Consider the following 22,075-nt stretch of genomic DNA (forward strand, 5'->3'; position numbering starts at 1 on the left):
CGAGCACAGGGAGGCGCCATGCGCAGCAGCAGGACCATCACCGCCGTCGACTCGCACACCGAGGGCATGCCCACGCGCGTCGTCACCGGCGGCGTGGGGCTCATCCCCGGCGAGACCATGAACGACCGCCGGCTGTACTTCATGGAGCACATGGACGAGCTGCGGCAGTTCCTCATGAACGAGCCGCGGGGGCACGCCGCGATGAGCGGCGCCATCCTGCAGCCGCCCGCCCGGCCCGACTGCGACTGGGGCGTGGTCTACATCGAGGTGTCCGGCTGCCTGCCCATGTGCGGGCACGGCACCATCGGTGTGGCCACCGTGCTGGTCGAGACAGGCATGGTGGACGTGGTCGAGCCGGTCACCGAGATCCGGCTCGACACGCCCGCCGGGCTGGTGGTCGCGAAGGTCGCCGTCAGCGACGGCCACGCGGACGCCGTGACCATCGAGAACGTGCCCAGCTTCGTCACCGCGCTGGACCAGGAGGTCGAGGTGCCCGGCTACGGCACCGTGCCCTACTCGATGGCGTTCGGCGGCAACTTCTACGCCCTGGTCGACCTCGACGACCTCAAGCTGCCCTTCGACCGCGAGCGCCAGCAGGACGTGCTGTCCGCCGGGCTCGCGATCATGGACGCCATCAACGAGACCGCCATGCCGAGGCACCCGGAGCTCGACGGGGTCGAGGGCTGCCACCACGTCGAGCTCATCGCCCCCGGTTCGGACGCGACGCTGTCCCGGCACGCCATGGCAATCCACCCCGGCTGGTTCGACCGGTCGCCGTGCGGCACCGGGACCTCGGCCCGCATGGCCGAGCTGTGGGCGCGCGGTGAGCTGGCGCTGGGGACCGACTTCGTCAACGAGTCGTTCATCGGCAGCCGGTTCGTCGGGCGCCTGGTGGGGGAGACCACGGTCGCCGGCCTGCCCGCCGTCCTGCCCACCATCACCGGGCGCGCCTGGGTGACCGGCACCGCGAACTACCTGCTCGACCCGAGCGACCCGTTCCCCACCGGGTTCGTCTTCTGACCCGTCCCGGAGGCGGGCGCCGACCCTGCCCGGCCGCCGGACCGCACCACCTGAGCCCGCCCGAGAACCGCTGAGGAGCCGACACCCATGACCGCCACCACGGCACCCGACCTCGCCGTCGACGACGTCGCCCGCCTCGCCGCCGAGGCGTTCACCGCGCTGTCCGAGACGCCGCCCGAGGTCCGCGCGGGAGCCCTGCGCGCCGCCGCCGCGACGCTCGGCGACCACGCCGACGAGCTGGTCGCGATCGCCCAGGAGGAGACCGGCCTTGCCGAGGCCCGGCTGCGCGGCGAGCTCACCCGCACCCGGGTGCAGCTACGGCTGTTCGCGCACGTCGTGGCCGACGGCGCCTATCTCGACGTGCGCCTCGACGAGGCCGACCCCGACTTCGTGCTCGGCCCCCGCCCGGACCTGCGCCGCAGCCTGTGGCCGGTGGGCCCCGTGCTCAACTTCGCGGCCAGCAACTTCCCGTTCGCGTTCTCCGTGGCCGGCGGGGACACGGCGGCGGCGCTCGCGGCGGGCTGCCCGGTGATCGTCAAGGCGCACCCGGGTCACCCCCGGTTGTCGGAGCGGGTCGCAGAGCTCGTGGCCGGCGCGCTGGTCGAGGCCGGCCTGCCGGAGGGCACGCTCCAGCTCGTCACGGGCCAGGACGCCGGCGTGGCGCTGCTGGAGCACCCGGCGGTGCGGGCCGCGGCCTTCACCGGGTCCCAGCGCGTGGGGCAGCTCCTGGCCGCGCGGGCGGCCGCCCGGCCCGACCCGGTCCCGTTCTTCGGCGAGCTGGGCAGCGTCAACCCGGTGCTCGTCTCGGCAGCGGCGCTGGAGGAGCGCGGTGGCGAGCTGCTGGCCGGGTACGTCGCCAGCGTCTCCGGATCGGCCGGGCAGCTCTGCACCAAGCCGGGCTTCCTGCTCGTCCCGGAGGGCACGGCCTACGACGACGCCGTGGTCGCCGCCGCCGCGGACGTCGCCGAGCACCGGCTGCTCAACCCGTCGATCGCGGACGGGTACGAGCGGCGCGTCTCCGAGGTCCTGGGGGTGGACGGGGTCCGCGTGGTGCGCCCCGGCGGGTTCCGGCGGGACACCGATGGCCAGGGGTGGGCGACGCCGACGTTCGTCTCCGTGCCGCTGGACGTGCTGCGGACGGCCGGGCCGGCGCTGCTGGACGAGGTGTTCGGGCCGTTCTCCGTCATCGTCGAGTACCCGCGCGGCACCGACCTGGCCGCCGTCGTCGGCGAGCTGTTCCCGGGCAACCTGACGCTGACCCTGCACCTCGGTGCGGGGGAGACGGGCGCGGACCTGCAGGCGCTCGTGGCCCGGCTCGGCGAGCACGCCGGGCGCGTGCTGCTGGGTGGCTGGCCCACGGGTGTCGCGGTGACCCCCGCGATGCAGCACGGCGGGCCGTGGCCCGCGACGACCACGGACGGCACGTCGGTCGGCACCGCCGCGATCGCTCGCTTCCTGCGCGGTGTCACGTTCCAGGACGCCCCGCAGGCCCTGCTGCCGCCGCCGCTGCGCGACGACAACCCCTGGGGCGTGCCCCGCACGGTGTCACCGCGAGGGGCGTCGGCACAGTGGTGAGCACGGCGGCTCGCTGAGGGGCGGTTCAGCTCGGCAGGTAGCGGTGCGCGCTGCGGCAGTCTGCGGTGTGCGCTGCGCGCCGTGCGCTGTGCCGGTCGGCAGTTTGCGTCGAGGTCGGTACAGGCCTGTGCCGACCTCGAGGCAAACTGCCGAGTTCGTGGGGCAAACTGCCGATTTGGGGCAGGGATGAGGCGGGGCAGGGGTGGGCGGCCCGGTTCAGGTCCGGCGGTACGGGCGGAAGAAGGCGCGGAGCTCCTCGGCGTAGAGCTCCGGTTCCTCGAAAGGGGCGAAGTGGCCGCCGCGCGCCGGCTCCGTCACCGAGACGGTGTTGGCCGTGCGTTCCAGCCAGGCGCGCGGAGGCCGCACGATGTCACCGGGGAACAGCGAGAACCCGGACGGCACCTCGACCCGGCGGGTCAGCTGTGCGGCGGGGATCGCGGAGTTGGCGGTGTACATGCGCGTCGAGGAGCCGATCGTCCCCGTGAACCAGTAGATCGACAGCAGCGTGAGCACGTCGTCCCGCGACCAGCGCTCGATGCCGCCGTCGCTCCAGGAGTGCAGCTTCTCCACGATCCACGCGGCCAGGCCGGCGGGCGAGTCGGTGAGTGCGGCCGCCAGGGTCTGCGGCTTGGTGCGGTGCAGGGCGCCGTACGCACCCTCGGCGGCGTTCCAGCCGGCGGCCTCGGCGAACCAGGCCCGTTCCTGCGGCCGGAGGGTTGCCGGGTCGTCGGCGAAGACGGGCAGGCCGCCGTCCATCCGGTGCACGGCGACCACCCGGTCGGGGTGGTCGAGCGCGAGGTAGCGGCTGACGTGGCTGCCGATGTCGCCGCCCGCCGCGCCGAACCGCTCGTAGCCCAGCGTGCGCAGGAGCGCGGCCCACAGGTCGGCGACGGCGATCGAGCTCAGCGGCTGCCCGGACGGCCGGTCCGAGTACCCGAACCCTGGCATGTCGGGCACCACGACGTCGAAGGCATCGGCCGGGTCGGCGCCGTGCGCGCCCGGGTCGGTCAGCAGCGGGACCACTTTCGAGTACCGCCAGAACGCGTCGGGCCAGCCGTGACACAGGACCAGCGGCAGCACCGGGCCGGACGGCGCGACGGCGCGCGCGTGCACGTAGTGGATCCCCAGTCCGCCGACCCGGGTGCGGAACCGGGGCAGCCGGGACAGCGCGGCCTCCTGCGCCGCCCAGTCGAAGCCGTCCGCCCAGTACGCGACCAGGTCGCGGAGGTAGTCGAGGTCCGTGCCGAGCGTCCACCCCACGTCCTGCGGCGCGTCGGGCCAGCGGGTCATCCGCAGCCGGGCGCGCAGGTCCTCGATCGCCTCGGGGGCGGTGCGGGGCGCGAACGGCTCGGGGGAGGTCGCGGGGGTGTCCGTCACGGGACAACTCTACGATTTCGGATGGATCGCGGCGCCCCGCGGAGACACATGGCGACGGAGGTGCGTTGCGCTGTGTAGACGTTGTCTACACAGCGCAACCCACCTGCCCGGGGCACCTCCGCCCGGGGCACCTCCGCCCGGGGCACCTCCGCCCGGGGCACGTCCGCCTGGGGCGGCTCGGCTTGGGGCGGCTCGGCTTGGGGCAGCTCGGCCCGGGGCACCTCCGCCCGGGGTGACCGCCTGCCCGTCCGCCGGGCGCCCGCTCAGTCCGCGGGCGCCCGGCGACTGCCTACCGGGCCGTGTCCGCGGCCAGGCGCTGCGCGACGCGGGCCGCCTCCGCCGCCTTGGCCTGCGCCTTCTCAGCGCGCCGTACCGCCCGCGCTGCACGCTTGGAGGTGCGGTCCTCCGACCGGCGCTCGAACAGCGTGTAGATCACCGGCACCACGTAGAGCGTCAGCAGGGTCGAGGAGACGAGCCCGCCGATCACCACGAGCGCCAGCGGCTGCGAGATGAACGCCCCGCCGCCGGTGAGGCCGAACGCCATGGGCGTCAGCGCGAGGATGGTCGCGGCTGCCGTCATCACGATGGGCCGCAGACGCTGCCGTGCCCCCTCCCGGACCGCCTCGTCCAGGGCCCGCCCGTCGGCGCGGTACTGGTTGATGAGGTCGATGAGCACGATCGCGTTCGACACCACGATGCCCACCAGCATCAGCAGGCCGATCAGAGCGGCGACGTCGAGCGGCGTCCCGGTCAGCAGCAGCGCGCCCAGCGCGCCCGTGGCCGCGAACGGCACAGAGACCAGCAGGATCAGCGGCTGCCCGATGCTCCGGAACGTCGCCACCATCACCAGGTACACGATGAGGATGGCCGCCAGCAGCGCCAGGCCGAGGTCGGCGAACGCGTCGGCCTGGTCGGCCGCCACGCCGCCCATGGTCACCTCCGCGCCGCTGGGCAGGTCGAGGCCGTCGATCTCCTCGGTCAGGGTGACCGTCAGCGAGCCCAGGTCCTGTCCGGCGGGCGTGACCGCGACGGTGGCGCTGCGCTCGCCGTCCACCCGCGTGACCGACGCCGGGGCCGACACCCGCTCGACCGTCACCAGGTCGCTCAGCGGGATCATCCCTGCGGCCGTCGGCACCTGGATCTCCTCGATCTCGTCGGTCGTCGCGGGCACGTCGCCCGCCACCACGACGTCCCGCGACGAGCCCGCCAGATCGAGGGTGCCGATGCTGGACTCGTTCATGGCACCGGCCACCAGACCGGAGACGGCCTGCTCGGTGAGCCCGGCCTCGGCCGCGGCGTCCCGGTCGACGGTCACCTGCACGGTCGACTGCTCCGCGGCGAGGTTGTTCGTCACGCCGTCGACGCCGTCCAGGTCCGTCACGGCGTCCTCGACGGTGCTCGCCGCCTCGGCCAGGCCCTCGGCGTCGGGCGCGGTGACCACGAGGTCCACGGTGCTGCTGGCGAAGCCGGCGTCGCCCGCGGCCACGGTGACCTCGCCGTCCAGGGTGGCGGCGTCGAGCGCGTCGCTCACCTCGTCCTGCACGGCCGTGCCGTCGGCGTCCTCGTCCAGGGTGAGGGCGAAGGTGGCGCTGCTGCCGCCCCCGCCCATGCCGAACGCGGCGGCCATGCCGTCGCCGGAACCGACGGTGGTCTGCACGGTCTCGACGCCGTCGACACCCGAGAGCACGTCCTCGACCTCCTTCGCGGCGTCGTCCTGCGCCGCCAGGGACGTGCCCGGTTCGAACTCCTGCGTCACCGAGAGGGTGTCCTGCCCGGCGGCGCCGATGAAGTTGGTCTCCATGCGGGGCACGAGGGCCACGGTGCCGGCCAGCAGCGCCACGGCGATGCCCAGGGTCACGGCGGGACGGCGCAGCGCCGCGGCCAGCGACGGCACGTACGCACGCTGCCAGACACCGCGCCGTTCCTTCTCCTCGGCCGCCTCGCGCAGGGCGACGCCGCCGTCGGGCTGCGCCGGGACCTTGATGAACCAGTAGGCCAGCACCGGCACCACGACCAGCGCCACGACCAGCGACGCACCCATGGCGATGGCCACGGTGACGGCGAACGGCTGGAACAGCTCGCCCGCCATGCCGCCGACCAGCGCGATCGGCGCGAACACGGCCACGGTGCACACCGTCGAGGCGGTGATCGCGGCCCCCACCTCGCGCACGGCGGTGACGATCGCGTGGACGCGGTCCTCGCCGTAGGACAGGTGCCGCTTGATGTTCTCGATCACGACGATCGAGTCGTCCACGATGCGCCCGATCGAGATGGTCATGGCCGCGAGCGTGAGGATGTTCAGCGTGTAGCCGGTGAGGTTCATGGCCGCGAACGTGACCGCCAGCGACAGGGGGATCGAGATCGCGGAGACCAGCGTGGCGCGCAGCGAGGCGAGGAACACCAGGATCACGAGCACCGCGAACAGGAGGCCGAGGCCGCCCTCGGTGGTCAGCCCCTCGATCGACTCCTCGATGAACGGCGCCTGGTCGAACGTCACCACGGTGGTCACGCCGTCGGCGTCGAGCTCGTCCTCCACGTCGGTCAGCACGTCGTGCACCGCGTGCGACACGTCCACCGTGTTGCCGTCCGGGGTCTTGGTCAGCGCCACGGCGAGCGACGGCTCGCCGTCCAGCCGGGAGTAGGAGGTGGGCGGCACGTCCTGCACGCTCACCTCGGCGACGTCGCCGAGGTGGACGACGTCGGCAGCGCCGGTGCCGGCGTCGGAGGCCTCCGGGACGGCGCCTGCACCGCCGGGGCCTGCCGCCGCACCGGAACCCGCCCCCGCGGCACCCGCCGCGGGAAGGATCGGCAGGTCCTCCAGCTCCTCGACGGAGGCGACCGAGGTGCCGACCTGGACGCTGCTCGTGGTGCCGTCCTCGGTGATGGAGCCGACCGGCACGACCGTGCCGTTGTCCTGGAGGAGCGTCGAGAGCTGGGCGGCGGTGAGGCCGGCGGCGGCGAGCTTCTCGTCGTCGGGCTCGATCACGACCTGGCGCTCGGTGACGCCGGTGACGGTGACGTCGCGGACCTCGGCGATGCCCGACAGCTCCGGGACCAGCACCGAGTCGATGGCGTCGGTGAGCTCGCGCTCGCTGCCGTTGCCCGAGACGGCGAGCTGGATCACCGGCAGGTCGTCCAGCGAACCGGCCATGACCTCCGGCTCGACGTCCTCAGGCAGGTCGCTCAGACCGCCCAGGGCCGAGCTCACCTCCTGCTCGACGGCGTCCACGTCGGTGCCGTACTCCAGCTCGACGCTGGTCACCGAGAGGCCCGTGGCGACGGTCGACGTCACGCCCGTGACGCCGTCGACGCCCTGGACGGCGTTCTCGATCGGTTCGGTGACCCGCTCGGCGACGATCTCCGGCGACGTGCCCGGGTCGGCCGCGGTGACCGCGACCATGGGCACGGTCATCGACGGGATGAGTTCCTGGCGGAGCTGCCCCATGCTGAAGATGCCGACGAGGAAGACGGCTGTCGTCGCGAGCGCGACGAGCGCGCGGTTCGCGAGCGACATTCGGGCAAGACGGAACACACTGCCTCCAGTTCTGGGGGGATACGCCGGGGTCCCGCGACTCCGTCGGCGCAGTATTTTGCCTAACGCAAAGGATCCTGCCGGGGTTCCCGCCCCGCAACCGCGGCTTCCGCACCGGTCACGGCCCGGCCCGGGGCCGCTAAAGTCACCCCGTGACCGACCAGACCCGCGCCGAGCTCGTCGCCGAGCTCGCCACCCTGCACCGTCGGCTCGGCGAGGAGTTCTTCGCCACCCGGCTGGTACCGCTGCTGGAGACCGACCTGACCGTGCAGCAGCTCCGGGCGCTGGCGCTCGTGCAGGTGGACGGCGAGTCGACGCCGCAGCGGCTGGCCGACGCCCTCGGCGTCTCGGCGGCCACCGTGTCGGGCATCCTCGACCGGCTCACCGCGGCCGGGATGACCCGGCGCACGCCGGACCCGGCCGACGGCCGGGTCCGGCGGGTCACCAGCACCGAGCAGGGCAGCGAGACGATCCGGCGCATCGTCGCGCACGACGAGGAGCTGCCGCCCGACCTGCTGGCCCTGCTCGACGTCGAGGACCTGCGGGCCCTGACCCGCGGCACCAGGGCGCTGCTGGAGGCGGCCACGCGGCTCGCCCCCGCGAGCGACCCGGGGTCAGGACCCGCGGCGCGCTAGCTGTTCCACCTCGAGATCTGGTACCGCTCGCCGTCCACGTAGAACGCGACCTCCGCCCCGTTGTACTGGGATCCCATGAAGCACGGGAGCTCCTTGGACCCGCTGGTCCCGTTCATCGAGTACTTGGTGGCGCCCGACCACGTGTTCGGGTGCGGCGGGTGGATGTCGTGCCAGTAGCTCGGGCTGTCGGCGTCGTACCGCGACGTGTCACCTGCCCAGCAGGCGACCTGGTGGTTGCCGGAGTCGAAGCCCGACCAGTTGACGACCCAGTGCCGGCACGTGCTCGCGCAGCTCACCTCGGAGCCGTAGCTGAGCCACGCCCTGGGGGTCAGGGCGGTGCCCTCGGCGCACTTCTGGGCGGAGTTGCCCTCGGAGTCGGTCACCGTCACGCACGCCCGCTTGGTCTGGCCGGCGCTCGCGCTCGCGGACTCGGTCCCGCTCTTGGCCGTGCTGGTGATCGCCCCGGTGACGCGGACCGTGGTGGGCCGGCCGTTGGTGGCCCGGGCGTCCCAGGTGAACGTCACCTGGCCGCCGCCGCCGGCGGCGCTGATGCTCGGCGTGGGCGGCGGGCCGTACGGCGTCACCGCGTTCGACGACGCCGACCAGTCGGAGCAGATGTAGTCGTTGCAGGCCCGCACCTGGAACGTGTACGAGGTGCCGTTGGTCAGCGGCCTGTAGGTGTGCGAGGTGGTGTCGCCGGCGTTCTGCGCGCCCGCGCCGTTCGCCTGTACCTCGTACCGGTGCCCCGTACCCCGGAACTCGCCGATCCGGCCCCACGCCACGTCCGCCTGGCCGCTGGTCGTGGACCCGAGGGACGCGGAGGGCGTGCCAGGCCGGTCCGGGGTGCCGTAGGGCACCACCTCGTTGGAGAACGGGCTGGCCTCCCCGTTGCCGGCCTTGTTGGTGGCCCGCACACGGAACTTGTACGAGGAGCCGGTCGAGAGGTCCTGGACGGTCTGCTCGGTGTCGGTGGTGTCGATCGCCTTGACGAGCTGGCCGTCGGTGTAGACGCCCAGCCAGTACTTGTCGATCGCGTCACCGTTGTTCGCCGGAGCGGTCCACCTGACCGTGATCTGGCCGCCCACGGCGGTGTTGACCCGCGTGGCCGTCGGGGCAGCGGGAGCGGCCGGAGGTGCGGCGGGAACCTCGGGAGCGGAGGGGTCGCTCCAGTCGGAAGGGTCGGGCGCGTCGTTCTTGGCCTGCACCCGCACCGTGTACGCCGTGCCGTTCTCCAGGCCCTCCCACGTGATCGGGCTGCCCGCGACGCAGGTCTTCTGGGTCACGCCGTCGGCCGGCGGCGGGCTGATCTCCAGGTTCACGCACTCGATCGGGGACCGGTCGGTGTAGGTCCGGTTCTTCCACGACACCGTGAGCTTGCTGTCCCCGAACTCGAGGCTCGGCGGGGCGGGCTTGTCCGGCTTCTCGTCCGGGCGGGCCTCCCGGGAGGCCGGGGACGGCTCGGAGTCGCCGACGTCGTTCGTCGCCACCACCGTGAACCGGTACTTCACGTTGTTCTGCAGACCGTCGAAGGTGCAGGTGGTCGTGGCACACGCGTGCTCCTGCCCGTTCTGGGTGCGCAGCGTGTAACCGGTGATGTCCGAGCCGTTGTTGTTCGGCTGGTCCCAGCTCAGCACCACCGTCTCCGAGCGCACCTCCTCGACCCGCGGCGCGCGCGGTGCGTCCGGCCTGCCGAGCACCGTGAGGCGGGCGAGGCCGTCGACCTCCCGGTCCGGGTCGCCGGTGGCGTCCGCGACGCGGTAGCGGACCACCAGGGTGCCCGTGAAGTCCGCCGCGGGGGTCACCACGAGCTGGTCACCCTGATACGCCGGGGTGCCCTGGCCCGTGTCGACGGTGGGGGAGCCCGTGAGCGTGAGCGGCTCGCCCTCGAACGGGCTGACGTCGTTGGCGAGGACCGGGATGGTCGTGGGCTCGCCCTGGTGCGCGTCCGTCACCACGTCGTCGGTGGTCTGCGCGAGCGAGCGGGTCGACGGCACGACCTTCACGGTCAGGCTCGCCTCGACGGGCGGGTTGAACCCGTCGGAGACGGTCATCGGCAGCTCCCGGACGGTGCCCTTCGGTACCGCCACGTCGACCTCGCCGGTGATGGTGGCGCCGGAGACGGAGGTCGTGATGCCCTCGCCGCCCGTGACTCGGTACGTGAGGTCGTCCTTGTCGGGGTCCTTGACGTACCGGGACAGGTCCACGGTCGCCTCCTCGGCGGCAGCGACCTCCAGCACCGGGGTGCCCGTGACCTTCGGCGGCATGTTCTTGGCCGGTGTCACGTCGACCGGGAGCGTCAGCACGGACGTGAGGCCCTCGGCGTCGTCGGGCCCCGAGCCGTCCGTGACCTCGAAGCTGACCGAGGCCGGCCCGGCGTAGTCCGCCGCCGAGGTGTAGACCAGCGTGTCCGCGTCCTCGACGGAGACGGAGCCCTCCAGGGCCTTGACCGTCTTCTCCTCGGTGATGCGCGGCTCCCGGTCCTCACGGACCACCACGTACTCGGCCAGGTCGATGGTCAGCGGCTCACCCGTGGTCGCCTTGAGCGGCTCCAGGCCCGGCTTCACGTGCGGACGGGACTGGTCGCCCGGCACCCGCACGAACGCCTTGGCCTCCAGGCCGTCCATGTCCGTCACCGTGTACGTGATGACCTGCGCGCTCTCGGCGAGCCGGACCTGGACGCGCCCGTCCTCCGCGACCGTCACGCCCTCCAGGCCCTCGTCCACCGAGACCTCCAGGTCGGCGGCGACACCGTCGGGGTCGGAGTCGTTGGCGAGCACGTCGACCGTCACGCTGGACGAGCCCTCGACGTCGTCGGCCGTCACCACGTCGTCGCGGGCGACCGGGCGCAGCAGCGGGGCGTCGCGCTCGACGTTCACGGTGATCGCGCCGCTGGCCCGTTCCTTGTACGTGTCCTGGATGCCGTAGTAGAAGGAGTAGGCCCCCTCCTCCTCCGGCGCGGTCAGCACCACGTCGTCCTCGACCGCCTTCGGGTCGACGCCGATCTCCTCGGTGCCCTCGAAGCCCTTGGTGTACAGGCCGATCTGGTCGCCGTCCGGGTCGGAGTCGTTCTCCAGCGCGGCGACGGCGACCGTGCGGCCGGGGCGGACCGTCGTCTCGTCGTCGATCGCCTGCGGCTTCTGGTTGGACGCCGGGGGAGCGGCGACTCCCACGCGGACCAGGCCTTCGGCGGGTGCGCCGCGGGTGTCGGTGACCTGGTAGGTGAACGTGTCCAGGCCGGCGGCGTCCTCCGAGGCCTGGTAGTCGATGAACCCGTCCACGATGGTGGCGGTGCCTTGGGCGGGGGCACCGGAGATGGAGCTCAGGGTGACGTGGTCGCCGTCGGGGTCGGTGCCGTCCAGCGGCAGGGGGATCCGCACGATGCCGTTCGCCAGCACGCGGGCCTCGATGTCCGGGAGCTGCGGGGCGCCGTTCTCCGGGGCGTCCACCACGTCGATGGTGACCTGGGCGGAGTCCTTCTGGCCGTTGGAGTCCACGACCTCGTACACGGCGTGCACGGTGCCGGCCTCGTCGCCCGCGCGGAAGCGCACGGTGTCCTCGGAGACGAACGCCTCGCCCGCGCTGGCCGGCGGGGCCTCCTGCAGCTCGTCGTTGAGGGTGAGCTCCAGCCCGTCGGGGTGCGTGTCGTTCTTCAGCACCGGGATCGTCACCACGTCGCCCGTGTGCACGGTCGCGGTGTCCGGCCCGGCCTCCGGCGGGCGCAGCTGCGCCGGCGCCGGGATCGGCACCACCCGCACCTGACCCGCCACGGTGCCCGCCCCGTTCGCGACCGTGTAGTGCACCACGACCGGGCCCTCGAGCCGTTTGAGCTCGGAGACCTTGAGGATCTGGTGGTTGAGCACGGAGACGCTGACGGGGGCGTTCGGCGCCACCTCCACGTTCTGCACCACGAGCACGCCGCCGGCGGGGTCGGTGTCGTTGGCCAGCACGTCCACCAGGGCGGTGCCACCGGTGGGCAGCAGCACCTGGTCGGACACGGCCACCGGCACGCCGCCGTCGTCCGGCGGGGTCACCACGTCCACCCGGACCAGGCCGGTGGCGGGGTTCGGCCCGTCGGAGACCTGGTAGGTCACGTCGTACGAGCCAGGCTGGTCGGTCTCGAACTGGAACGTGTTCGCGGTGGCGTTGGTGGTGATCTCGGCGCCGGGCTCGTCGGAGACCTTGGTGAGCTGCAGGTCGTCGCCGTTGGGGTCGGCGTCGTTCCTCAGCGGTGCCACGGTGACCGGTTCGCCCGCCAGCACCGTGACATGGTCCTGGACGGGGATCGGCGGCACGTTCGCGGCCGAGACGTTGATCTTGACCTTGCCCTGGTACGGCGCGTTCAGCGCGTCCGAGACCGTGACGTCGACGATCTTGCTGCCCACCGTGGTGCCGCCGTCGCGGAACTCGATGGTGCCGTCGGGCCGGAACCGGACCTCGTCCTTGGGGTCGGCGGTGGACGCGTTGGACAGGAACAGGTCGTCGCCGTCCGGGTCCTTGAAGTACGGCAGCACCTTGATGGTGCCGATGCCACCCTGACCGACCTCCAGCTTCGGCTCACCCGGCTGCTCGGGCGGGTTGTTCTCCTCCAGCGGGACGATCCGGGCCTTCACCGACGCCGTGGCGGTGCCGTTCTCCCGGCCGTCGTCGACCTGGTACTTGAACGTGATGCTCCCGGTCGCGTCGGCGGGCACGTTCGCCTGCAGCGCCGCGCCGTCCAGGACCCGGTCGACGGCGGCGTCACCGTTGACCTCGCCCTCGACCGAGACCGTCATGACGTCGCCGTCCGGGTCCATGTCGTTGCCCAGCACGTTCAGCACCGTCGTGCGGCCCGGGCGCACGCCGATGTCGTCGGGCTGCGGCTCCGGCGGGCGGTTGGGCTTGCTGCGGTCCGCGACGAGCTGGTCCACCTGCTCCGGGGTCGTGTCCTCCGACTCCGTCTCCTCCTTGTCCTTGGAGTTCTCGGGCTGCTTCAGGTTCCAGGCGTCGACGATCTCGAACTCGTCGGCGGCCATCCAGAGCGTGCCGTCCGCCACGTCGTTCAGGACGATCACGTTCCGGTTGACCCGGTAGACGAGCTTCGACGTGGGCGCCAGACCCTCCAGCACCTGGTCGACGTCGTGGGCGCGGTCCGGGCAGTTGCGCACGACCTGGCCCGACTCCGCCCAGGCGCCGTAGACGCACCCGCCGAGCTGGACCGGGGCGGCGGGCACGCCCGCCGACGTCGTCTGCCGGGTCGGGTCGCCACCGCCCAGCGGCTGGGAGACCAGGCCCTCGGGGACGGCGACCACCACGACGTCCGAGGCGGCCGACGGCTGCTGCAGCACGCCCTGCGCGCCGTCCTCGACGGGGACGGTGTCCCCGCCGGGCAGCACGAGCGTCGCGCTCGACCGGTCCAGCACCACCGGCTCGTCACCGACGGCGGAGACCTGGACGTCGGCGTCGGCGTCCAGCGGGAGCTCGGACTCCTGGACGTCCTCCGCCACGCCCTGGGTGCCCGTGGGCACGGTGTAGAGCGTGCCGTCGGCGGGGACCGCCAGGTGGACGGTGCCGTCCGTGCCCACCGCGATCGCGCCGCCCGGGCCGGCCTCGACGGTCGGCCTCGTCTTCTTCTCGTCGAACGCGGCCTGGTCGAAGGGCAGCACCCACGCCAGCCCCGACTCCGGGTCGTAGGCCGCCGTGGTCGCGCCGCCGGAGGCGACCTGCACGCCCGGCGGGAACTTCATGGTGCCCTCCAGGGAGAGCAGCGCGGGGTTCACCGGGCTGGCCGAGGAGTCGCCGACGCTGTTCAGCAGCACCCGCTGCGCGTCCTGCTCCACGTCGAAGCCGACGGAGTTGGCCAGGAGGGTGCCGTCCAGCGCCTTGGCCTCGTAGTTGAACCGGCCCAGCTCCTGCTTGGCGGAGTTGGTCACCCAGACACCCGAGTCGTTCAGGTGCACGTCGGCCGTCGCCTCGCCGTCGTACCAGAGCGCGAACCCGACCAGCCCCGCGCCGAACAGGGTGACCGCGCCGACCGACGCGACCGAGCGGCGGTTCTCCATCACGCGCGAGACCAGGCTCATGCTTCTCTCCTCGATCGTCGTCGCCTGGTGCAGGCGTCATGGTGAACGCGACCGCCCGGAGCTCGCACGGGCGGCGCGGGACGAGCCTATCGAGGAGCGGGGTGAGCTGTCCCCGAAACCGCGCACTCGTGCGGGCCCTTCCGAGGCCGTGACCTCGCCGGGACGGGACGGGCGGGCGGCATCAGTACGACGAGGCGCGGCGCTCGACCCAGTGCTTGGCGTCGGCCAGGCCCGCGCCGGTGGCCTCACGGTAGAGCTTGATCGCCTCGATCCGCCGGTCCGAGCGGATGCACCGGTCGATCTCGGCGAGGGTGCCGGGCGCGATGCCCTCCGCGGCGGGCCCTTCGATGCCGAGGTGCTTGATCACGAGGTCGAGCTTGCGCTCGATCCGCTCGGCCGCCTGCCCGTTGGCCCGGGCGTTGCCGCTGATCGTGATGAACAGCCCCAGGAGCAGGACGGCGACGGCGACGGCGACGAGATCAGGTACCTGCAGCGTGAACATGCCGGAACCGTACCGGTGCCGGACACGGCGGACCACCGTCTCGCGGCTCGCCGTCCTGGCGGCCGTGCGGGTCCGGGTCCTGGTCCTGGTGCGACCGGGTGGCGAGGTCGCGGGCGGCGGTGGCGGGCGGCGGTGGCGGGCGGCGGTGGCGGGCGGCGGTGGCGGGCCGAGCCGGGAGACGAGCAGGGCCGGGTTGACCCGCATACCCCGCAGGGGTATATGGTGTGCCGCATACGGTTACCCCCTAGGGGTAGCATCGCACGAGTGGAAGGCAAGACGATGGCGACGAGCGAGTACCAGGTGACGGGCATGACGTGCGGGCACTGCGAGATGTCCGTCCGCGGCGAGGTGGGCCGGCTGCCCGGCGTCGAGCAGGTGGACGTGAGCGCCGCGACGGGCAGGCTCGTGGTGCGCAGCGCCGACGCGCTGGACGAGGCAGCGGTGCTGGCCGCCGTGGACGAGGCCGGGTACGCGGCGGAGCGCCTCTCGTGAACGCGCCCCAGCGCCTCGGGCTGTACGGCGGCGGGCTGGCGGCGCTGTTCGCCGTCACCTTCGCCGTGGCCGGGGCCGTGGTCCCGGACGGCACCGTCGCCGCCTGGTCGGCGACGGCGGGAGGCGACGGGGCGCAGCACGCGGCACCCGTGGGCGTCGGCGGCGGTCCCGACGACGGCGCCCACGGCGGGTCCGGTGCGGACGCCGGGAGTGGTTCCGGCGCGGACGCCCACGGCGGTTCCGACACCGACGCCCACGCCGGTGCACCGGTCCGGGGTCTCTCGCTGGAGCAGGACGGTCTGCTCCTGGGCCCCGTGCGCGCGCCCGACGCCGTCGGCGAGGAGGGCACGCTGTCCTTCACGGTGACGGCCGACGGCGCCGCCGTCACCGACTTCGCCACCGAGCACGACAAGGAGCTGCACCTGGTCGTGGTCCGCTCGGACGGCGCCGGGTTCCGCCACGTGCACCCCACGATGGCGGCCGACGGCACTTGGTCGATCCCGTGGGCCTGGGACGAGGCGGGCAGCTACCGGGTGTACGCCGACTTCGTGCCCGCCGCGACAGGCGAGAACGTGACGCTCAGCCGTACGGTGGACGTCGCGGGTCGGGTGCCGGCCGAGCCCGCGACCCGGGTGTCGGCGTCGGACACGGTGGACGGCTACACCGCCACGCTGACCGGCGACCTGGGTACGGATGGCGACTCGGTGCTCACGGCCCGCATCACGCGGGACGGCGAGCCGGTGACCGACCTGGAGCCGTACCTCGGCGCCTCCGGGCACCTGGTGGCGCTGCGTGCGGGCGACCTCGCGTACCTGCACGTGCACCCCGAGGGGGCCGAGCCCGCGCCGGGGTCGGTGTCGGGCCCGGACGTCACGTTCGTGACGTCGGCGCCCACGCCCGGGCGGTACCTGCTGTACCTGGACTTCAAGGTCGACGGCGTGGTGCGCACGGCGCACCTCGTCCTCGACACGACTGACTGACTGACGCGAGCAGCGGAGTAAGGAGAGGGCACGATGTCCGACGCCCCGTCCCGGACGGACGAGCCGGTCACCACGGTGGACCTGGAGATCGGCGGCATGACGTGCGCGTCGTGCGCCATGCGGATCGAGAAGAAGCTCAACCGGCTCGACGGCGTGACCGCCACGGTCAACTACGCGACCGAGAAGGCCAAGGTCACCACGCCCGCCGGGTACGACCTGGCGGCCGTGGTCGCGGAGGTGGAGAAGACCGGGTACACGGCCGCGCTGCCGGCGCCCGAGGAGGACCCGGCCCTGGCGGCCGGGGACGCCGACGGTGCCCGGGACACCGAGCTGCTCACGCTCCGGGACCGCCTGGTGGTCTCGATCGTGCTGGCCGTCCCGGTGATCGCGCTGGCGATGGTCCCGGCGTGGCAGTTCACCTACTGGCAGTGGGCGTCCTTGACGCTGGCCGCGCCGGTCGTGCTGTGGGGCGCGTGGCCGTTCCACCGGGCCGCGTGGACCAACCTGCGGCACGGGGCGGCGACCATGGACACCCTGGTCTCGGTGGGCGTCCTGGCGGCGTTCGGCTGGTCGCTGTACGCGCTGTTCGTCGGTACGGCGGGCGAGCCCGGGATGACGCACGGGTTCGAGCTGTCGGTGGCGCCGTCCGACGGCGCGGCCAACATCTACCTGGAGGTCGCGGCCGGCGTGACCGTGTTCGTGCTGGCGGGGCGCTGGTTCGAGAAGCGGTCCAAGCGCCGGGCGGGAGCCGCCCTGCGGGCACTGCTGGAGCTGGGCGCGAAGGACGTGGCGGTGCTGCGGGGCGGCACCGAGACCCGCGTGCCGATCGGTGACCTGTCCGTGGGCGACGAGTTCGTCGTCCGGCCGGGGGAGAAGATCGCCACCGACGGCGAGGTGGTGGCCGGGTCCTCCGCGGTGGACGCGTCGATGCTCACGGGCGAGTCCGTCCCGGTCGAGGTGGGTGTCGGCGACACGGTGGCCGGTGCCACCGTGAACGCGGGCGGCCGGCTCGTGGTCCGGGCCACCCAGGTGGGCGCGGACACGCAGCTCGCGCGCATCGCGCAGCTCGTGGAGGACGCCCAGTCCGGCAAGGCCGAGGTGCAGCGCCTCGCCGACCGGGTCTCGGGGATCTTCGTGCCGGTGGTCATCGCGATCGCCGTCGCCACGCTCGCCTTCTGGCTGGGCGCCGGGTTCCCGGCGACCGCCGCGCTGACGGCCGCCGTCGCCGTGCTGATCATCGCGTGCCCGTGCGCGCTCGGGCTGGCCACGCCCACCGCTCTCCTGGTGGGCACCGGGCGCGGCGCGCAGCTCGGCATCCTGATCAAGGGCCCCGAGATCCTGGAGTCCACGCGCAAGGTCGACACGGTGGTGCTGGACAAGACCGGCACGGTGACCACCGGGAAGATGGCGCTGCTGGACGTCGTGGTCGAGGCCGGCACCTCCCGCGCGGAGCTGCTGCGCCTGGCCGGCGCCCTGGAGGACGCCTCCGAGCACCCGGTCGCGCAGGCCGTGGCGAAGGGGGCCACCCAGGAGGTCGGCGTCCTGCCGGTCCCGGAGTCGTTCGAGAGCGTCCGGGGCGAGGGTGTGCAGGGCGTCGTGGAGGGGCACGCGGTCGTCGTCGGGCGCCAGAGCCTGCTCGCCGACTGGTCGCAGTACCTGTCGCCGGAGCTGGCCGAGGCCAAGTCCCGGGCCGAGGCCGAGGGCCGGACCGTCGTCGCGGTCGGCTGGGACGGGCAGGCGCGCGGCCTGCTCGTGGTGGCGGACCGGATCAAGCCGACCAGCGCGGACGCCGTCGCCCGGCTGCGAGCCCTCGGGCTCACGCCGGTGCTGCTCACGGGAGACAACCGGGCTGTCGCCGAGCAGGTGGCCGCGGCGGTCGGCATCACCGACGTCGTCGCGGAGGTGCTGCCCCAGGACAAGGCCGACGTCGTCGCGCGGCTGCAGGCGGAGGGCAAGGTCGTGGCCATGGTGGGCGACGGGGTGAACGACGCGCCCGCGCTGGCCCAGGCCGACCTGGGGCTCGCCATGGGCACGGGCACCGACGCCGCCATCGAGGCTGCGGACATCACGCTCGTGCGCGGCGACCTCGGCGCGGCCGCGGACGCGATCCGGCTCTCCCGGAGCACGCTCGGCACCATCAAGGCCAACCTGTTCTGGGCGTTCGGGTACAACGTCGCCGCCATCCCGCTGGCTGCCCTCGGCCTGCTCAACCCCATGCTCGCCGGTGCGGCGATGGCGTTCTCCAGCGTCTTCGTCGTCGGCAACAGCCTGCGGCTGCGGTCGTTCGGGCGGTCATCCGTGGCGCGTACCCCATAAGCCGCACAAGGGACATGCAACTTTTGCTTGACATCTGGTAAAAGGTCCCTACATTGGTGGATATGCGAGCCGATGACGACGCGCACGCTTCATCCACCGACCCCGTCCTGCGCCTGACCGGCGTCGGCAAGGACTTCTTCGGCACCTCGGTGCTGCGGGAGATCGACCTGGAGCTCTACCCGGCACGGGTGCACGCCCTGGTGGGCGAGAACGGCGCCGGCAAGTCGACGCTCATGAAGATCGTGGCCGGTGTGCACCAGCCGGACGCCGGCACGATCGAGCTGGACGGCGCGACCGTCACGTTCGCCACCCCGCTCGACGCCCAGCGGGCGGGTGTGGCGACCGTCTTCCAGGAGTTCAACCTCCTGCCCGACCGGACCGTCGCCGAGAACGTGTACCTGGGCCGTGAGCCGCTCCGGCGTGGCCTGGTCGACCGGCGCAGGCTGCACGCCGACACCGCGCGGCTGCTCGAGGACCTGGGGCTGACGGGCATCACGCCGGGAACCCGGGTCGGGTCCCTGTCCGTGGCCCAGCAGCAGGTGGTCGAGATCGTCAAGGCGGTGTCGTACGACGCGCGCATCATCTCGATGGACGAGCCGACGGCGGCGCTCGCCGATCACGAGGTGGCGCTCCTGTACGACCTGGTGCGGCGGCTGCGGGACCGCGGCGTCGCCATCCTGTACGTCTCGCACCGGCTCCAGGAGATCTACGACCTGGCCGACACCATCACGGTCCTCAAGGACGGCGAGCACGTGCTGACCGCGCCGGCCGCCGAGGTGGGGCCGGACCGGCTGGTCCGCACCATGGTGGGCCGCGACTTCGCCGGGTTCTTCCCGGACAGGCCGGCCGACCTCACCCCCGGGGAGGTGCGGCTCGCGCTGGAGGGGGCGGGCAACGCGATGGTCGACGGCGTGGACCTGGAGGTGCGGGCCGGCGAGATCGTCGCGCTGGCCGGCCTGCAGGGCTCCGGCCGCACCGAGATCGCCCACGGCGTGTTCGGGATCGCCCCGTTCACCCGTGGTCGGATGACCGTGGACGGGCGGACGGTGCGTGTGCGCTCCCCGCGCCACGGCGTCCGCCACCGCCTCGCGCTGGTCACCGAGGACCGCAAGGGCGAAGGCCTTGCCCTGGCGCAGTCGGTCCTCGCGAACGCCCGGCTGGTGCTCGACGCGGTGCTGCCCCGTACCTCGGACCGCGGCGCCCGCCGCATCCCCGGGCTGCTGACCTCCCTCGACCTGGTCGCCGCGTCCCCGGACACGGAGGTGCAGTACCTCTCGGGGGGCAACCAGCAGAAGGTGGTCCTCGCGAAGTGGCTGGTGACCGAGCCGCGCGTCGTGGTGCTCGACGAGCCGACGCGCGGCATCGACGTCGGGGCCAAGCGCGCCGTCTACGACCTCGTGCGCACGCTGACGGCCGGCGGCACGGCCGTGCTGCTCATCTCGTCCGAGCTGCCCGAGGTCGTGGCGATGGCGGACCGCGTGCTCGTGCTGCGCGACGGCCGGGTCGTCGGCGAGCTGCCCGGCGGCAGCTCCGAGGAGGACGTCATGGCGCTCGCGACGGGGGCGGCATGACCGCCGCCAGGGCACGCCGCCGTCTCGGGTCCACCGAGATCGTCTACCTGGCGCTGGCCGGCATCCTGCTGCTCGCGGGCCTGCTCGTCGCGGTCCGCGGCGGCAACCTGTTCGCCCAGCAGAACATCAGCTACATGCTCACGCAGACCAGCCTGCTCGGGTTCGTCGCCGTCGGGCAGACCTTCGTGGTGCTGTGCCGCTCGCTGGACCTGTCCGTGGGGTACGTGGTCGCCCTGTGCTCGCTCGTCGGGGCGACCACGATGGCCGGCGACCCGTCCCGCGTGTGGGCCGGCGTGCTGGCGGCGCTGGTCGTGGCCGCCGGGATCGGGCTCGCCAACGGCCTGGTGGTCTCGGCCCTGCGCGTCAACCCGTTCATCGCCACGCTCGGCACCGGCCTGATCGTCAAGGGGTTCCTCGACACCCAGTTCAAGGGGCCGGAGGGTGAGGTGCCCGTCGCGTTCCAGACGTTCGGGTACACCCGGGTGGGTCCGGTCCCGGTCTCGACGGTCGTCCTGCTGGTGGTCGCGGCCGCCGCGGTCGTGCTGCTTACGCGCACCCGGGCCGGGTACCACATGTTCGCGGTGGGCGGGAGCCTCGACGTCGCGCGGCTCTCGGGGGTGCGCACGGGCCGGACCCTCGTCCTGGCGCACGTGCTGTGCTCCCTGTGCGCCGGTGCGGCGGGCCTGCTCATCGCGGCCCGGTTCGGCACGGGCAACGCGCTGGTCTACTCCTACGGCCTGGACCTCGACTCGATCGCCGCGGTCGTGCTGGGCGGCACGCTCCTGTTCGGCGGGCGGGGCTCGGTGATCGGCACGGTCGGCGGCGTCGCGATCCTCGCCGTGCTCGACACGTCGTTCAACGTGCTCGACGTGAACCCGTTCTTCAAGGACGTGCTGCGTGGCGTGATCATCGTCGCGGCCGTGGCCCTGTACGCCCGTCGCCAGCTCGACCCGGCGAGCCGGCGCGCCCGGTTCGCTCCCGGCGGCGCGGCTCGGCGAAGGGGGGTGCCCGCATGACCCTGACCGCAGAGACCTCCTCGGTGCGCGCGCGGCGATGGCGCGACCACCTGCTGTCCGGCGGGAGCTGGACCGTGCTCGCGCTGCTCGCGGTGGTGCTGGTCGTGATCGTGGCGATCAACCCCTCGTTCGCGGAGCCGGTCTCCCTCATGGCGTTCGCCAAGAAGGCGGCGCCGCTGGTGGTGCTCGCCGTGGGGCAGTACCTCGTGATCGTCTCGGGGGAGTTCGACCTGTCCGTGGGCTCGCTCGTCGGCGCGCAGGTCGTGATCGCCGCCCGGCTGATGGACGGCGACGAGGCGCTGACCTGGCCGGTGCTGGGGCTCATGCTCGTCGTCGGGCTGGTCGTGGGGCTCGTCAACGGGCTGGTGACGACGCTGCTGCGCGTGCCGTCGTTCATCACCACGCTCGGCATGATGCTGGTGCTGTTCGGCGCGGTCCGCCTCTGGACCGGTGGCGCGCCCACCGGCGCGCTGACCGACGCGTTCCGGGTCCTGGGGCGCAAGGGGTTCCCGGACGTGCCCGGCCAGTTCCAGGTGCCGTACGCGCTGCTCGTGGCGGTCGTCGTGGGTGTGCTCGCGGTGCTCCTGATGCGCCGCCCGTTCGGCCGGTCGCTCGTCGCGGTGGGCGACAACGCGGTCGCGGCCGCCTACAGCGGTGCCTCCGTGTGGTGGCTGCGGACCCGGGCGTTCGTGCTCTCCTCGGTGCTCGCGACCGTCGCCGCCGTGCTCATCGGGGGGTTCGCCGGGGTGACCGCCCAGGTGGGTCAGGGCCTGGAGTTCATGGCGATCACCGCGGTCGTGCTGGGCGGCGTGGCCCTCGGCGGCGGGCGCGGCACCGTGGTGGCGGCGATGGTCGGCGCACTCACGCTGGAGGCCCTGTTCACCCTGTTCAACCAGCTCGCCCTGCCCTCCACGGTCCGTCCGGCCGTGCAGGGCGTCATCATCATCGCCGCCGTGGCCTACGCCGCGCGCCGGAGGCGCACCTGAGCTCGACACCGATC

The 22,075-nt window shown here is 73.2% G+C and carries 13 protein-coding genes; 9 read left to right on the top strand and 4 right to left on the bottom strand.

Going from position 1 to position 22,075, the window contains the following annotated elements; genetic code table 11:
• The first annotated feature begins 18 nt into the window (after nt 1-18).
• On the top strand, nt 19-1,020 hold the full coding sequence (locus tag ACIG47_RS06750) for a proline racemase family protein (RefSeq protein ID WP_397430157.1): 1,002 nt from the start codon (nt 19-21) through the stop codon (nt 1,018-1,020).
• A gap of 87 nt (nt 1,021-1,107) precedes the next feature.
• Nucleotides 1,108-2,595: an aldehyde dehydrogenase family protein gene (locus ACIG47_RS06755; protein WP_397430158.1), complete on the top strand. Its 1,488-nt coding sequence runs from the start codon at nt 1,108-1,110 to the stop codon at nt 2,593-2,595.
• A gap of 216 nt (nt 2,596-2,811) precedes the next feature.
• Here the strand turns inward: ACIG47_RS06755 and ACIG47_RS06760 are convergent, their stop codons facing one another.
• Nucleotides 2,812-3,972 carry an epoxide hydrolase family protein gene (locus ACIG47_RS06760; RefSeq protein ID WP_397430159.1) on the bottom strand — a complete coding sequence of 387 codons (1,161 nt, stop codon included), beginning with the start codon at nt 3,970-3,972 and terminating at the stop codon, nt 2,812-2,814.
• Between the two features lie 289 nt (nt 3,973-4,261).
• Nucleotides 4,262-7,486: an efflux RND transporter permease subunit gene (locus ACIG47_RS06765; protein WP_397430160.1), complete on the bottom strand. Its 3,225-nt coding sequence runs from the start codon at nt 7,484-7,486 to the stop codon at nt 4,262-4,264.
• Between the two features lie 170 nt (nt 7,487-7,656).
• Here ACIG47_RS06765 and ACIG47_RS06770 point away from each other — a divergent pair, with 170 nt between their 5' ends.
• Complete coding sequence (locus ACIG47_RS06770; protein ID WP_397414831.1) at nt 7,657-8,139, top strand: MarR family winged helix-turn-helix transcriptional regulator; 483 nt, start codon at nt 7,657-7,659, stop codon at nt 8,137-8,139.
• Here the strand turns inward: ACIG47_RS06770 and ACIG47_RS06775 are convergent.
• Together ACIG47_RS06775 and ACIG47_RS06780 are read right to left on the bottom strand one after the other, a co-directional pair.
• A complete protein-coding gene (locus tag ACIG47_RS06775) occupies nt 8,136-14,198 on the bottom strand; it encodes an Ig-like domain-containing protein (RefSeq protein WP_397430161.1) in 6,063 nt (2,020 codons plus the stop codon). The two genes, ACIG47_RS06770 and ACIG47_RS06775, sit on opposite strands and share 4 nt — an antisense overlap.
• Nucleotides 14,199-14,379: 181 nt before the next feature.
• The gene (locus ACIG47_RS06780; RefSeq protein WP_397430162.1) at nt 14,380-14,700 is read right to left on the bottom strand and encodes a hypothetical protein; all 321 of its coding nucleotides are present in this window, start codon (nt 14,698-14,700) and stop codon (nt 14,380-14,382) included.
• Nucleotides 14,701-14,979: 279 nt separating this feature from the next.
• Between ACIG47_RS06780 and ACIG47_RS06785 the strand changes: the two genes are divergently transcribed.
• The 6 genes from ACIG47_RS06785 to ACIG47_RS06810 all read left to right on the top strand — a co-directional run bounded on the left by ACIG47_RS06785 (nt 14,980) and on the right by ACIG47_RS06810 (nt 22,061).
• Nucleotides 14,980-15,192: a heavy-metal-associated domain-containing protein gene (locus ACIG47_RS06785; RefSeq protein ID WP_397430353.1), complete on the top strand. Its 213-nt coding sequence runs from the start codon at nt 14,980-14,982 to the stop codon at nt 15,190-15,192.
• On the top strand, nt 15,189-16,172 hold the full coding sequence (locus ACIG47_RS06790) for a heavy-metal-associated domain-containing protein (protein ID WP_397430163.1): 984 nt from the start codon (nt 15,189-15,191) through the stop codon (nt 16,170-16,172). The genes ACIG47_RS06785 and ACIG47_RS06790 overlap by 4 nt, the downstream gene beginning before the upstream one ends.
• 33 nt (nt 16,173-16,205) lie before the next feature.
• Nucleotides 16,206-18,488 carry a heavy metal translocating P-type ATPase gene (locus tag ACIG47_RS06795; protein WP_397430164.1) on the top strand — a complete coding sequence of 761 codons (2,283 nt, stop codon included), beginning with the start codon at nt 16,206-16,208 and terminating at the stop codon, nt 18,486-18,488.
• A gap of 62 nt (nt 18,489-18,550) precedes the next feature.
• Entirely contained in the window at nt 18,551-20,059 is a 1,509-nt protein-coding gene (locus ACIG47_RS06800; RefSeq protein WP_397430165.1) for a sugar ABC transporter ATP-binding protein, read from the top strand.
• A complete protein-coding gene (locus ACIG47_RS06805) occupies nt 20,056-21,075 on the top strand; it encodes an ABC transporter permease (RefSeq protein WP_397430166.1) in 1,020 nt (339 codons plus the stop codon). Before ACIG47_RS06800 ends, ACIG47_RS06805 begins: the two co-directional genes overlap by 4 nt.
• Nucleotides 21,072-22,061, top strand: coding sequence for an ABC transporter permease (locus tag ACIG47_RS06810; RefSeq protein WP_397430167.1), 990 nt, complete (start codon nt 21,072-21,074; stop codon nt 22,059-22,061). Before ACIG47_RS06805 ends, ACIG47_RS06810 begins: the two co-directional genes overlap by 4 nt.
• The last annotated feature ends 14 nt before the right edge of the window (nt 22,062-22,075 follow it).

It is taken from the genome of Promicromonospora sp. NPDC052451 (genome assembly GCF_044547525.1).
GTDB lineage: Bacteria > Actinomycetota > Actinomycetes > Actinomycetales > Cellulomonadaceae > Promicromonospora.

Coding starts and splice junctions, on each gene's coding strand:
- ACIG47_RS06810 (WP_397430167.1), top strand. CDS start 21,072: ATGACCCTGACCGCAGAGACCTCCTCGGTGCGCGCGCGGCGATGGCGC.
- ACIG47_RS06750 (WP_397430157.1), top strand. CDS start 19: ATGCGCAGCAGCAGGACCATCACCGCCGTCGACTCGCACACCGAGGGC.
- ACIG47_RS06755 (WP_397430158.1), top strand. CDS start 1,108: ATGACCGCCACCACGGCACCCGACCTCGCCGTCGACGACGTCGCCCGC.
- ACIG47_RS06775 (WP_397430161.1), bottom strand. CDS start 14,198: ATGAGCCTGGTCTCGCGCGTGATGGAGAACCGCCGCTCGGTCGCGTCG.
- ACIG47_RS06805 (WP_397430166.1), top strand. CDS start 20,056: ATGACCGCCGCCAGGGCACGCCGCCGTCTCGGGTCCACCGAGATCGTC.
- ACIG47_RS06800 (WP_397430165.1), top strand. CDS start 18,551: ATGCGAGCCGATGACGACGCGCACGCTTCATCCACCGACCCCGTCCTG.
- ACIG47_RS06785 (WP_397430353.1), top strand. CDS start 14,980: ATGGCGACGAGCGAGTACCAGGTGACGGGCATGACGTGCGGGCACTGC.
- ACIG47_RS06780 (WP_397430162.1), bottom strand. CDS start 14,700: ATGTTCACGCTGCAGGTACCTGATCTCGTCGCCGTCGCCGTCGCCGTC.
- ACIG47_RS06765 (WP_397430160.1), bottom strand. CDS start 7,486: ATGTCGCTCGCGAACCGCGCGCTCGTCGCGCTCGCGACGACAGCCGTC.
- ACIG47_RS06795 (WP_397430164.1), top strand. CDS start 16,206: ATGTCCGACGCCCCGTCCCGGACGGACGAGCCGGTCACCACGGTGGAC.